General features: G+C 57.8%; 11 protein-coding genes. 7 read left to right on the forward strand and 4 right to left on the reverse strand.

All coding sequences use genetic code 11. From position 1 onward, the window contains the following. Positions 1–40 precede the first annotated feature (40 nt). From fhuA to fhuB, 4 genes are read left to right on the forward strand one after another with little or no spacing between them, the layout of a single operon-like run. Positions 41–2,296 (forward strand): ferrichrome porin FhuA, encoded by a 2,256-nt coding sequence (fhuA, locus tag ACTJI7_RS14450; protein ID WP_045259489.1) that lies wholly within the window; start codon positions 41–43, stop codon positions 2,294–2,296. A 50-nt stretch (positions 2,297–2,346) separates the two neighbouring features. Continuing rightward, complete coding sequence (fhuC, locus tag ACTJI7_RS14455) at positions 2,347–3,144, forward strand: Fe3+-hydroxamate ABC transporter ATP-binding protein FhuC (protein WP_028015563.1); 798 nt, start codon at positions 2,347–2,349, stop codon at positions 3,142–3,144. Continuing rightward, positions 3,144–4,034: a Fe(3+)-hydroxamate ABC transporter substrate-binding protein FhuD gene (gene fhuD, locus ACTJI7_RS14460; protein ID WP_047367357.1), complete on the forward strand. Its 891-nt coding sequence runs from the start codon at positions 3,144–3,146 to the stop codon at positions 4,032–4,034. The genes fhuC and fhuD overlap by 1 nt, the downstream gene beginning before the upstream one ends. Next, positions 4,031–6,013 (forward strand): Fe(3+)-hydroxamate ABC transporter permease FhuB, encoded by a 1,983-nt coding sequence (gene fhuB, locus ACTJI7_RS14465; protein WP_047367358.1) that lies wholly within the window; start codon positions 4,031–4,033, stop codon positions 6,011–6,013. Before fhuD ends, fhuB begins: the two co-directional genes overlap by 4 nt. An 84-nt stretch (positions 6,014–6,097) precedes the next feature. On the opposite strand, the gene hemL is transcribed toward fhuB, so the two are convergent. Further along, positions 6,098–7,378 (reverse strand): glutamate-1-semialdehyde 2,1-aminomutase, encoded by a 1,281-nt coding sequence (gene hemL, locus ACTJI7_RS14470; protein WP_041911201.1) that lies wholly within the window; start codon positions 7,376–7,378, stop codon positions 6,098–6,100. Positions 7,379–7,555: 177 nt separating this feature from the next. On the opposite strand from hemL, the gene clcA reads away from it, so the two are divergent. After that, entirely contained in the window at positions 7,556–8,956 is a 1,401-nt protein-coding gene (gene clcA, locus ACTJI7_RS14475) for a H(+)/Cl(-) exchange transporter ClcA (RefSeq protein WP_041911200.1), read from the forward strand. A gap of 79 nt (positions 8,957–9,035) precedes the next feature. After that, on the forward strand, positions 9,036–9,380 hold the full coding sequence (erpA, locus tag ACTJI7_RS14480) for an iron-sulfur cluster insertion protein ErpA (RefSeq protein WP_008501923.1): 345 nt from the start codon (positions 9,036–9,038) through the stop codon (positions 9,378–9,380). A gap of 58 nt (positions 9,381–9,438) precedes the next feature. Here the strand turns inward: erpA and ACTJI7_RS14485 are convergent, their stop codons facing one another. Genes ACTJI7_RS14485 through mtnN form a run of 3 tightly spaced genes read right to left on the reverse strand, consistent with a single transcriptional unit; the run spans position 9,439 to position 11,575 of the window. Next, positions 9,439–10,062 carry a TRIC cation channel family protein gene (locus ACTJI7_RS14485; protein WP_023616579.1) on the reverse strand — a complete coding sequence of 208 codons (624 nt, stop codon included), beginning with the start codon at positions 10,060–10,062 and terminating at the stop codon, positions 9,439–9,441. Between the two features lie 21 nt (positions 10,063–10,083). Beyond that, positions 10,084–10,884, reverse strand: a complete 801-nt coding sequence (gene btuF, locus ACTJI7_RS14490; protein ID WP_045631184.1) for a vitamin B12 ABC transporter substrate-binding protein BtuF — start codon at positions 10,882–10,884, stop codon at positions 10,084–10,086. Then, entirely contained in the window at positions 10,877–11,575 is a 699-nt protein-coding gene (mtnN, locus tag ACTJI7_RS14495) for a 5'-methylthioadenosine/S-adenosylhomocysteine nucleosidase (RefSeq protein WP_028015570.1), read from the reverse strand. Before mtnN ends, btuF begins: the two co-directional genes overlap by 8 nt. 82 nt (positions 11,576–11,657) lie before the next feature. On the opposite strand from mtnN, the gene dgt reads away from it, so the two are divergent. After that, positions 11,658–13,172 (forward strand): dGTPase, encoded by a 1,515-nt coding sequence (gene dgt, locus ACTJI7_RS14500; RefSeq protein WP_028015571.1) that lies wholly within the window; start codon positions 11,658–11,660, stop codon positions 13,170–13,172. The last annotated feature ends 42 nt before the right edge of the window (positions 13,173–13,214 follow it).

Raw genomic sequence — 13,214 nt, forward strand, 5'->3', positions numbered from 1 at the left:
CTCGTTTACGTTATCATTCACTTTTCCATCAGAGATAAACATGGCGCTTTCCAATACTGCTCAGCCAATTAACACGTCGCTGCGTAAAGTCGCGGTTGTCGTAGCCACAGCGGTTGCCGGCATGTCTGCATTTGCTCACGCTGCCGAAACCCCGAAAAAAGAAGATACTATTACCGTTACCGCTGCACCTGCTGCACAGGAAAGTGCCTGGGGACCTGCTGCGACTATCGCCGCTCGCCAATCTGCGACCGGTACCAAAACAGACACCCCAATTCAAAAGGTTCCACAGTCTATTTCTGTGGTAACGGCCGAAGAGATGGCGCTGCATCAGCCACGTTCCGTTAAAGAAGCTCTGAGCTATACCCCGGGCGTTGCAGTAGGCACCCGTGGTGCTTCCAATACTTACGACTACCTGGTTATTCGCGGTTTCGCGGCCGATGGCCAGAGCCAGAACAACTACCTCGACGGCATGAAAATGCAGGGGAACTTCTACAACGACGCGGTAATTGACCCGTACATGCTGGAGCGCGCCGAAATCATGCGCGGTCCGGTTTCCGTTCTGTACGGTAAAAGCAGCCCAGGCGGCCTGCTGAACATGGTAAGTAAGCGCCCAACAACCGAGCCGCTGAAAGAGATCCAGTTTAAAGTGGGTACCGACAGCCTGTTCCAGACAGGCTTTGACTTCAGCGATGCGATCGACGATGACGGTGTCTATTCATACCGCCTGACGGGCGTTGCGCGCTCGAACAATTCGCAGCAGGAAGATAAGGGCGAGCAGCGTTATGCCATCGCGCCATCCTTCTCCTGGCGTCCGGATGACAAAACCACCTTCACGTTCCTCTCCTACTTCCAGAACGAGCCTGAAACGGGCTACTACGGCTGGCTGCCAAAAGAGGGGACGGTTGACCCGCTGCCAAACGGCGATCGTCTGCCGACTAACTTCAATGAAGGCGCGAAGAACAACACCTATTCCCGTAACCAGAAAATGGTGGGATACAGCTTCGACCACGAATTCAACGATACTTTCACCGTGCGTCAGAATCTGCGCTTTGCCGAGAACAAAACCTCGCAAAACAGCGTTTACGGCTACGGCATGTGTTCCGATCCGCTCTATTCGAGTAATCCGGCATCCAGCCCTTGCGCGAGCATTCCTCAGTCACAATGGGGGCATACGCTGACTCGCCAGTATGTGATCGATGACGAGAAGCTGCAAAACTTCACCGTTGATACGCAGCTTCAGAGCAAGTTCGCGACGGGGGCTCTCGACCATACTCTGTTGACAGGCGTTGATTTCATGCGCATGCGTAATGACATTAACTCCTGGTTCGGCTATGCCGGCTCCGTTGCGCCATCCGATATTTACGATCTCGATCGTGGCGATTTCGATTTCGGTTCACACCCTGGACCATCTGGTGCTTACCAGGTGCTGAACAAGCAGAAGCAGACCGGCGTTTACGCTCAGGATCAGATCGAATGGGATAAAGTGCTGGTGACACTGGGCGGCCGTTACGATTGGGCCGATCAGGAGTCCTACAACCGCGTATTAAATACCACCGCCAAGCGTGATGATACTCAGTTCACCTGGCGTGGCGGCGTTAACTACCTGTTCGACAACGGGGTAACTCCTTATTTCAGCTACAGCGAATCCTTTGAACCGGCTTCCCTGACCGACGCTCAAGGTAAACCATTCTCACCGTCTAAAGGCAAACAGTACGAAGCGGGCGTGAAATACGTGCCTAACGATCGTCCGATCGTGATCACCGGTGCAGTGTATCAGCTGACCAAAACCAACAACCTGATGGCTGACCCAACTGGCTCACCCTTCTCCGTTGAAGGCGGCGAGATCCGCGCCCGTGGCGTAGAGCTGGAAGCCAAAGCGGCGTTATCTGCCAGCGTGAACGTTGTCGGTTCTTATACCTATACCGATGCGGAATACACCACCGACACCAACTACAAAGGCAACACGCCGGCGCAGGTGCCAAAACATATGGCATCCCTGTGGGGTGATTACACGATGTTTGACGGCCCACTTTCTGGCCTGACGCTGGGTACCGGTGTGCGTTATACCGGCTCCAGCAAAGGTGACCCGGCGAATAGCTTCACTGTTGGAAGCTATACACTGGTTGATGCACTGGTCAGATACGATCTGGCGCGTGTAGGCATGGCCGGATCAAACGTCGCGCTTCACGTGAACAACCTGTTCGATCGTGAGTACGTTGCCAGCTGCTTCAACACCTACGGTTGCTTCTGGGGTGCTGAACGCCAGGTTGTCGCCACCGCGACCTTCCGCTTCTAACCTCTTTATGGGCACGGTTCGCCGTGCCCTTTTTATTTAAGTTGGCTGACATGCAGGATAATAAAACGCAATCCGACACCACCTTTACGCTCAATAATCTCTCCTTTCGCGTACCCGGGCGCACTCTGCTGCATCCGCTCTCTCTGACGTTTCCTGCCGGTAAAGTGACGGGCCTGATTGGCCACAACGGTTCCGGTAAATCCACGCTGCTCAAGATGCTGGGACGCCACCAGCCACCTTCTGAAGGGGATATTCTGCTGGACGATCGGCCGCTGGAGGGCTGGAGCAGTAAAGCCTTTGCCCGCAAGGTGGCCTACTTGCCGCAGCAGCTGCCGCAGGCGGAAGGGATGACGGTGCGTGAGCTGGTAGCGATTGGCCGCTATCCGTGGCACGGGGCGCTTGGCCGCTTCGGCGTCGCCGACCGGGAGAAAGTAGAAGAGGCGATTGCGCTGGTAGGGCTAAAACCGCTGGCGCATCGCCTGGTGGATAGTCTGTCCGGCGGTGAACGTCAGCGGGCGTGGATTGCGATGCTGGTGGCGCAGGACAGCCGCTGCCTGCTGCTGGATGAACCGACCTCTGCGCTGGATATCGCCCATCAGGTCGACGTGCTGGCGCTGGTGCATCGCTTAAGCCAGCAGCGCGGCCTGACGGTGATCGCTGTCCTGCACGATATCAACATGGCGGCGCGCTACTGTGACTACCTCGTCGCGCTGCGCGGCGGTGAAATGATCGCTCAGGGCACGCCGTCTGAGCTGATGCGCAGCGAAACGCTGGAACATATTTACGGTATTCCGATGGGTATTTTGCCTCACCCTGCCGGGGCAGCTCCCGTGAGCTTTGTCTACTGATGCTGGATTCAACATACATTAGCCGCCGTCGCCTGCTGACGGCCATGGCGCTCTCGCCGCTGCTGTTGAAGATGGCCCCGGCCCGCGCCGCCGCTATCGATCCGCACCGCATCGTGGCGCTGGAGTGGTTACCCGTCGAGCTGATGATGGCCCTGGGTATCACGCCCTACGGCGTGGCCGACATTCCCAACTACACCCTGTGGGTGAATGAGCCAAAACTGCCGGACTCGGTCATCGACATCGGTCTGCGCACGGAGCCAAACCTTGAGCTTCTCACGCAGATGAAACCGTCTTATTTATTCTGGTCTGCGGGGTATGGCCCGTCGGAAGAGATCATGGCGAAGATTGCGCCGGGACGAGGCTTTTCCTTTAGCGACGGAAAAAAGCCGCTGACCATGGCAAAAAATTCTATCCACGAGATGGCCCAGTTCCTCAACCGGGAAGCGGAAGCAAAACAGCATCTCGATGAGTTTGACGCGCTGATTGAGTCTCTTAAGCCGCGCTTTGCCCGCCGTGGCGATCGGCCATTGCTGATGGTGACGCTGCTGGATGCCCGCCATATGCTGGTCTTTGGAAAGAACTGCCTGTTCCAGGAAGTGCTCGACAACTTCGGCATTCGCAACGCCTGGGAAGGCGAGATGACGTTCTGGGGAAGCACCGCCGTGGGCATCGACCGCCTGGCGTCGTTTCGCGACGTCGACGTGCTGTGCTTTGACCACGGCAACGAGCGTGAAATGCAAACCCTGATGGCGACCCCGCTCTGGCAGGCGATGCCGTTCGTGCGCGAGCAGCGCTTCCTGCGCGCCCCTGCGGTATGGTTTTACGGCGCGACGCTGTCGGCAATGCACTTTGCCCGCGTGCTGGACAACGTGATGGGGGGCAAAGCATGAGTACGCGTATTGCCCGTTTCCCGGCGCTGCTGCTGGGGCTGATTTTTCTGGCGGCGCTGGCGCTAACCGGGTTCAACCTCTCCACGGCATTGCCGCGCGAGCAGTGGGCGGCCGCGTTTGCCGCTCCGGACATCGACAATATTCAGCAGATGTTGTTCCACTACAGCCTGCTGCCGCGTCTTAGCATCTCCCTGCTGGTCGGGGCGGGGCTGGGACTGGTGGGCGTGTTGTTCCAGCAGGTGCTACGTAACCCGCTGGCGGAGCCAACCACGCTGGGCGTGGCGACGGGGGCACAGCTGGGGATCACCATCACCACCCTCTGGACGCTGCCGGGGGCATTAACCTCGCAGTTTGCCGCGCTGGCAGGTGCCTGCGTCGTGGGCGCGCTGGTCTTTGGCGTGGCCTGGGGAAAACGTCTCTCGCCGGTCACGCTGATCCTCGCCGGGCTGGTCGTCAGCCTCTACTGCGGCGCGATCAACCAGCTGCTGGTGCTGTTTCACCACGACCAGCTGCAAAGCATGTTTATGTGGAGCACCGGCACGCTCACCCAGACCGACTGGAGTATCGTCCAGCGCCTGTGGCCACAATTGTTTGGCGGCGTGGTGCTCACGCTGCTGCTGCTGCGCCCGCTGACGCTGATGGGGCTGGATGATGGCGTGGCGCGCAACCTGGGGCTGGCGCTGTCGCTGGCTCGTCTGGCGGCGCTCACGCTGGCGATTGTGCTGAGCGCTCTGCTGGTTAACGCGGTTGGCATCATCGGGTTTATCGGCCTCTTTGCGCCGCTGCTGGCGAAAATGCTCGGGGCGCGTCGCCTTCTGGCACGTCTGCTGCTGGCGCCGCTGATCGGGGCGCTGATCCTCTGGCTTTCCGATCAGATCATTCTCTGGCTGGCGCGCGTCTGGATGGAAGTGTCTACCGGGTCGGCAACGGCGCTTATCGGTGCGCCGCTGCTGCTGTGGCTGCTCCCGCGTTTGCGCAGCATCAGCGCCCCAGCGATGGACGCGGGTGATAAGGTCTACGCTGAACGTCAGTCGGTGCTGTGGTTCAGCCTTGCCGGTCTGGCGGTGTTGCTTATCGCCTCGTTTGCCGCCCTCGCGTTTGGGCGCGATGCCGCAGGCTGGCACTGGGCAACGGGTGACTTACTCAACGAACTGCTGCAGTGGCGCTGGCCGCGTATTCTCTCCGCGCTGATTGCCGGGGTGATGCTGGCGGTGGCGGGCTGTATTATTCAGCGTCTGACCGGTAACCCGATGGCAAGCCCTGAAGTGCTGGGGATCAGTTCCGGCGCGGCCTTTGGCGTGGTGCTGATGCTCTTCCTGGTGCCGGGCAATGCGTTTGGCTGGCTGATGCCTGCCGGGAGTATCGGTGCGGCGGCCACGCTGATGATTATTCTGGTTGCCTCTGGCCGCGGCGGATTTTCTCCGCACCGCATGCTGTTGGCCGGTATGGCGCTCAGCACCGCCTTTACTATGCTGCTGATGATGCTGCAGGCGAGCGGCGATCCGCGCATGGCGAAGATCCTGACCTGGATTTCCGGCTCAACGTACAACGCCACCGCCAGCCAGGTTGCCTGGTCAGGAAGCGTTATGATCGTGCTGCTGGCGATGGTACCGCTGTGCCGTCGCTGGATGACCATTCTGCCGCTGGGGGGCGAAACCGCGCGTGCGGTTGGCTTAGCGCTGACGCCAACGCGCGTCGCGCTTCTTCTGCTGGCGGCGTGTCTGACGGCAACCGCCACCATGACCATCGGTCCACTAAGCTTTGTAGGGTTGATGGCGCCGCATATCGCCAGAATGATGGGTTTCCGACGGACGATGCCACATATTGTGATGTCGGCCCTGACGGGCGGGGTCATTCTGGTGTTTGCCGACTGGTGTGGAAGGATGGTGCTGTTCCCGTATCAGATCCCGGCGGGCCTGCTGTCGACCTTTATCGGTGCGCCTTACTTTATCTATCTGTTGAGAAAGCAGAGTCGGTAGTCAGGTGCGGCCTGATACCCTCTCCCACGGGGAGAGGGAGAACATCGTAGGCCGGGTAAGCGTTAGCGCCACCCGGCAAGGCCCTTAAAGCTTCGCAAACACCTTACGCGCCGCGTCGATGGTGTTATTGATATCTTCTTCGCTGTGCGCCACGGACATAAAGCCCGCTTCGAACGCGGACGGTGCCAGGTACACGCCTTCTTCCAGCATCAGGTGGAAGAAGCGCTTGAAGCGTTCAACGTCGCACTTCACCACGTCCTGATAGCGGGTCACGGTTTTCGCATCGGTGAAGAAAATCCCGAACATGCCGCCCACGTGGTTAACAACCAGCGGAATTCCCGCTTCTTCTGCGGCTTCCAGCAGACCGTTTGCCAGCTGCGTGGTACGGTCCGTCAGGGTTTCATGAATACCCGGCTGCGCCACTTCGGTCAGACAGGCGAAGCCCGCAGCCATGGCAATTGGGTTACCGGATAGCGTGCCCGCCTGGTAAACCGGGCCGGTTGGCGCCAGGGCTTCCATCACGTCCTTACGACCGCCGAAAGCACCGACCGGCATGCCGCCGCCGATGATTTTGCCGAGGCAGGTCAGGTCCGGCTCAACCTCATAATAAGACTGGGCGCCCGCCAGTGCCACGCGGAAGCCGGTCATCACTTCATCGATGATCAGCAGCGCGCCGAACTCATCGCACAGCGCGCGCAGGCCCGGCAGGAAGTCAGGCTGCGGCGGGATGCAGTTCATATTGCCCGCAACCGGTTCAACGATAATGCAGGCGATCTCCTGCGGATACTGCTCGAACGCCGCGCGAACGGTGTTCAGATCGTTGTAGGTGCAGGTCAGGGTGTGCTTCGCGAAATCAGCAGGTACGCCAGGCGAGTTTGGCTGGCCGAGGGTCAGCGCGCCGGAGCCCGCTTTCACCAGCAGGCAGTCCGCATGGCCGTGGTAGCAGCCTTCGAATTTGATGATTTTGTCGCGACCGGTAAAGCCGCGCGCCAGACGGATGGCACTCATGGTGGCTTCGGTACCGGAGTTCACCATACGCACCATGTCCATGGTCGGCACCAGTTCGGTAACCAGCTCCGCCATTTTCACTTCCATCTCGGTCGGCGCACCGAAGCTCAGGCCGCGCTGCGCGGCTTCGATGACCGCGTTACGAATGGCGGGATGGTTATGTCCGAGAACCATCGGCCCCCAGGAACCGACGTAATCGATATAGGCTTTGCCATCGACATCATACAGATACGCGCCGTCAGCACGTTCAATAAACAGCGGCGTGCCGCCCACGCCGGTAAAGGCGCGTACTGGCGAGTTCACGCCACCGGGGATTAGCTCGCGGGCTGCACTGTAGAGGTTTTCAGACTTGCTCATAGCGTCGTTCCTGGTTCGTATAAAATGATTAAGCACACTATTCTAAGTGATCCGCAGAAGGTTATGAAATTTTTAGCCTGTTAATGCTTTAAGATTTGTTAAGTATTTTTCAGGCGTCGCAGGGAAGGTCTCTGGTAAAATCTTCGCGGCTTTTTGTATGACGAATAAGAACAGGACATGAAATCAGATTCCCCGTCTTTTGAAGAACAACAGTTTACGCGCGCCCAGCACCGAATCAGCATTCGGCGGCTGCTCAATCGCGATAAAACGCCGCTGGCGATCCTGCTGGCCGCTGCCGTGGTGGGTACCCTTGCAGGGCTGGTTGGCGTGGCGTTTGAAAAAGCGGTTAATGCCGTACTCAACTGGCGAGTGGGTACCGTAGCCGGTTTTGCCGATCGCGAATGGCTGGTCTGGGTAGCGGCATTCGGCCTGTCTGCGCTGTTTGCCATGGTGGGGTATTTTCTGGTGCGTAAATTCGCCCCGGAGGCGGGCGGGTCTGGCATCCCGGAAATTGAAGGCGCGCTGGAGGAGCTGCGCCCGGTGCGCTGGTGGCGGGTGATCCCGGTTAAGTTTATTGGCGGCATGGGGACGCTGGGCGCAGGGATGGTGCTCGGCCGGGAAGGGCCAACGGTGCAGCTGGGGGGGAACGTCGGCCGCATGGTGGGCGATCTGTTCCGCATGCGCAGCGCCGAGGCGCGCCATACGCTGCTGGCCACCGGTGCAGCGGCGGGGCTTTCTGCGGCGTTTAACGCGCCGCTGGCCGGTATTTTGTTCATCATCGAAGAGATGCGCGCGCAGTTCCGCTACAACCTGATCTCCATTAAAGCGGTCTTTACCGGCGTCATTATGTCGAGCATCGTCTTTCGCATCTTTAATGGCGAAGGGGCGGTGATTGAAGTCGGTAAACTGACCAACGCACCGGTTAACACCCTGTGGCTATACCTGATCCTCGGCATGATTTTTGGTGTGGTGGGCCCGCTGTTTAACACCTTTATCTTACGCGCTCAGGATATGTTCCAGCGCGTTCACGGCGGCAATACCACGAAATGGGTGCTGATGGGCGGCCTGCTGGGCGGCATTTGTGGCGTGCTCGGCTTTATTGAACCGAATGCCGCGGGCGGCGGTTTCGGGCTGATTCCCATTGCCGCAGCCGGGAATTTCAGCGTGGGTTTGCTGCTGTTTATGTTTTTCTCCAGGGTCATTACGACGGTACTGTGCTTCTCCTCCGGCGCGCCCGGCGGGATTTTTGCCCCGATGCTGGCACTGGGAACGCTGCTCGGCACCGCGTTTGGTATGGCGGCTGAGGCAGGTTTCCCCGCTTACCACCTGGACGCCGGCACCTTTGCAGTGGCCGGGATGGGGGCGCTGCTGGCCGCGTCCCTGCGCGCGCCGTTAACCGGCATCGTGCTGGTGCTGGAGATGACGGATAATTACCAGCTCATTTTGCCAATGATCATTACCTGTCTCGGCGCGACACTATTAGCCCAATTCCTGGGTGGAAAACCGCTATACTCCACCATCCTCGCGCGTACCCTGGCAAAACAAGAGGCGGAGCGGGCCGCCACGCAGAATACTTGAATGAATTACCAGGGTATTAGATAATGACGAAAAGAATTGGGTGAATTTTACCCAATAGCAGTATTCATGGGAGCATAAGATGAGTGATGACGTAGCTGTGCCGCTGGAGTTTACCGAAGCAGCAGCCAACAAAGTGAAAACCCTGATTGCCGACGAAGACAATCCGGATCTGAAACTGCGTGTCTATATTACCGGTGGCGGCTGCAGCGGCTTCCAGTACGGTTTTACCTTTGACGATCAGGTGAACGACGGCGATATGACCATCGAGAAGCAAGGCGTCGCGCTGGTAGTCGACCCGATGAGCCTGCAGTATCTGGTGGGCGGTTCGGTGGATTACACCGAAGGTCTGGAAGGTTCGCGTTTTGTGGTGACCAACCCGAACGCAACAAGCACCTGCGGGTGTGGTTCTTCGTTCAGCATTTAAGCCTGAATGCGGATTGTAGGCCCGGTAAGCGAAGCGCCACCGGGCTTATAAACGACGCCTATCTTGAAGTTTCATCCAGCGCAAACGTCGGCAGCTTCAGGTGCCAGCGTATCGCCGCTAAACGTATCACCAGCGTCACGACCATCCCCAGCATCGCGGCGTTTTCCAGCGGAATTGCAAACGTGTAGTACGCGGTCGCGTGGACAATGCCGCCCGCAATACAGGCCGTTGCGTAAATTTCAGTACGCAGGATCATCGGCACCTCCCGCGCCAGAATGTCGCGAATGATGCCGCCGCCCACGCCGGTTAACACGCCCATGCAGATCGCCACCATCGGGCCGGTGCCCGCATTAAACGCCTTATTGACGCCAATACCGACAAACACGGCCAGACCGACGGCATCCAGCACCGGCAATATCCATTTGGGTAATCGGCGGGGCTGGCGAACCAGCACAATGGTCAACAGACAGGTGACCATGGCGACCACAAGATCGGTAGGATCTTTCACCCAAAACACCGGGCCATTTGCCAGCGCCATATCGCGGATTGTCCCGCCGCCAACGGCGGTCACCACGCCAAGCACCAGCACGCCAAACGGATCCATGCGTAGTTTTCCGGCGAGCAGGACGCCGGAGATAGCAAAAACGGCTGTACCAAGAATATCCAGCCAATAAACGAGCATCGTTAAATCCTCGAACAAATGTTAATGACCCTCTGCCAGGGCGGCACAGAGCTGTTTTGCGGCGAGGATAATACGCGGGCTGGCGCGTTCAAACCAGTCACCGTTGAGTGGGATCACCGGAATTTTTAGCTGGCTCTGCCAGAATTGTTTAATTTTAGGAATCTCGCTCGCATTTCCGACCACGACGATGGCCTGCGGCTGGCGCGCCAGAACCTGCTCACGGCTCACCTGAGGCCACGGTACCCGGCTGGCAGCAAAGATATTTTCACCGCCGCAGACTTCCAGCACCTGGTTCTGAATCGAGCCTTTTCCGGTGGTAAACAGCGGCTGGCTGCCGAACTGCAGGAAGATGCGCTTTTTAACAGGCGTATCGTATTGGGCTTTCAGCGCGGCATAGTCGCTGAGCATCTGGTTCGCCGCACTCTCGGCTTTTTGAGGCGCAGGGCTATAAGGGGCCAGGGCGCGCAGAGCCTGAGCGACCTGCTCAATACTTACCGCGTCAACCCACATGACCTTGATGCCAAGCGAGGTAAGCTGGTTAACCTGCCGCTCGGCGTTACCGCCGCGCCAGGCCAGCACGAGATCCGGCTTAAGCGCCACAATGCGCTCAAGATTCATCCCTTGCCAGGTTGCCACTTGTTCAATGCCGGCCGCCTGTGGGGGGTAATCTGAAAAGCTGCTGACGCCAACGGGGGTGATCCCGGCGGCAAACGCCAGTTCGGTATTAGCGGGAGAGAGGGTAATCACACGCGGCGCGGCGAACAGCCACGCCGGTGCAAGCAGCAGCAGGGCGGCCAGCGCCCTGATAGATCGTTTAGCCACGCGCCAGGTTCTGCACCAGGCGTTCCACCATCACGGTGGACTGTTTTGCCGCAACGGCCAGGAACTCGTCGAAGCTGATGTGAGACTGCTGGTCTGCCACGTCAGAGATGGCGCGAACCACCACGAACGGTACGCTGAAATTGTGGCAAACGTGCGCAATCGCGGTCGCTTCCATCTCTACGGCAACCGCCTGCGGGAAGTTATGACGGATTTTCGCCAGACCGACCGAGCCATTGATGAACGCATCACCGCTGACAATCAGGCCGCGTACCGCGTTGAGATTGAGCTCAGCAATGCAGGCTTCAGCCGCCGCTATCAGTTTATCGTCAGCTTTAAACCCTGCCGGGCAGCCCGGAAGCTGGCCATACTCGTAGCCGAACGCGGTGACGTCAGCATCGTGGTAACGCGCTTCGTCGGAGACAACGATATCGCCCACTTTCAGCGTCGGTGCCAGACCGCCTGCTGAGCCCGTGTTAATGATGACGTCCGGCTTGCAGCGCTCAAGCAGCAGGGTCGCACCCAGCGCAGCAGCCACTTTACCGATGCCTGATTTCAGCAGAGCCACCTCAACACCGTTCAGCTGTCCGGTGTAGATCTCACAACCCCCGAGAGAGAGGGTCTGACGGTTCTCAATTTTGTCACGCAGGAGCGTAACTTCTTCTTCCATTGCACCAATAATGCCGATTTTCATAGATTTACTCGCGATGTGCCTTGTTAAGAGGCATAGTCTATCATGCGGTTAAGGGGAAACGCATTCTCACGCGGGGGAGCACATGTCACCAATCGATTTTCGTACCAAAATTAACTGGCACCGACGTTTCCGTTCGCCGCAGGGCGAAAAGAGCGAACATGAGATCCTGCGTATCTTTGAAAGCGATCGCGGCAGGATTATTAACTCGCCCGCCATCCGGCGTCTGCAGCAAAAGACCCAGGTATTCCCGCTGGAGCGTAACGCGGCGGTGCGCACGCGCTTAACCCACTCCATGGAAGTGCAGCAGGTCGGGCGTTATATTGCCAAAGAGATTTTAAGCCGCCTCAAAGAGCAGCGTTTACTGGAAACCTATGGCCTGGATGAGCTGACGGGGCCCTTCGAGAGCATCGTTGAGATGGCCTGCCTGATGCATGACATCGGCAACCCGCCTTTTGGCCACTTTGGCGAGGCGGCTATTAATGACTGGTTTAAACAACGGCTTTATCCGTCGGATGCGGCAAGCCAGCCACTCAGCGATGACCGCTGCATCGTGCGCGATTTACGCCTGCGTGAAGGCGAAGAAGGGCTGAACGATCTGCGCCGCAAAGTGCGCCAGGATCTCTGTCACTTTGAGGGCAACGCGCAGGGGATCCGGCTGGTGCACTCCCTGATGCGCATGAACCTGACCTGGGCGCAGGTTGGCTGCATTTTGAAATATACGCGTCCCGCGTGGTGGATGGGGGAGACGCCTGCATCCCACAGCTATTTAATGAAAAAACCGGGCTATTACCTTTCCGAAGAGGCCTATATAGAACGGCTGCGTAAAGAACTTTCCCTGACGCCAAACGGCCGATTCCCATTGACGTGGATTATGGAAGCCGCCGACGATATTTCCTATTGCGTGGCTGACCTGGAAGATGCCGTTGAGAAAAGAATATTCAGCGTCGAGGAGCTTTATCAGCATCTTTATGCGGCATGGGGAACCCATGAAAAAGGATCGCTGTTTGCGCAGGTTGTCGAAAATGCCTGGGAAAAATCGCGCTCAAATACGTTGAGCCGCAGTACGGAAGATCAGTTCTTTATGTATTTGCGGGTTAATACATTAAATAAACTGGTGCCGTATGCCGCCTCGCGCTTTATTGATAATTTGCCGCAAATCTTTAGCGGGGAATTCAATCACGCGCTGCTGGAAGATGACAGCAGTTTCAGCCAACTCCTTGAGCTTTATAAACATGTGGCGATGCGGCATGTGTTCAGCCATCCTGATGTCGAGCAGCTGGAACTGCAGGGATACCGTGTAATCAGTGGATTACTGGAAATTTATTCCCCGTTGCTTCAACTCTCCGTCGAGGAGTTTAGCGAGCTGGTGGAAAAAGAACGCGTGCGGCGAATTCCTATCGAATCCCGGCTTTATCAGAAACTTTCTACCCGCCATCGGCTGGCGTATGTCGAAGCGATGGGTAAGCTGGATCGCCACGCTCTGGAATGGCCGGTGATGGAATATTATTATCGCTGCCGTCTAATCCAGGACTATATCAGCGGCATGACCGATTTGTATGCCTGGGATGAATACCGCAAGCTCATGGCCGTGGAATAATTCCGGAGTTTTGTAAAGAAGGCCAATAAATTTTTACCTTTT

Source organism: Enterobacter sp. 22499, assembly GCF_052044815.1.
Lineage (GTDB): Bacteria > Pseudomonadota > Gammaproteobacteria > Enterobacterales > Enterobacteriaceae > Enterobacter > Enterobacter bugandensis.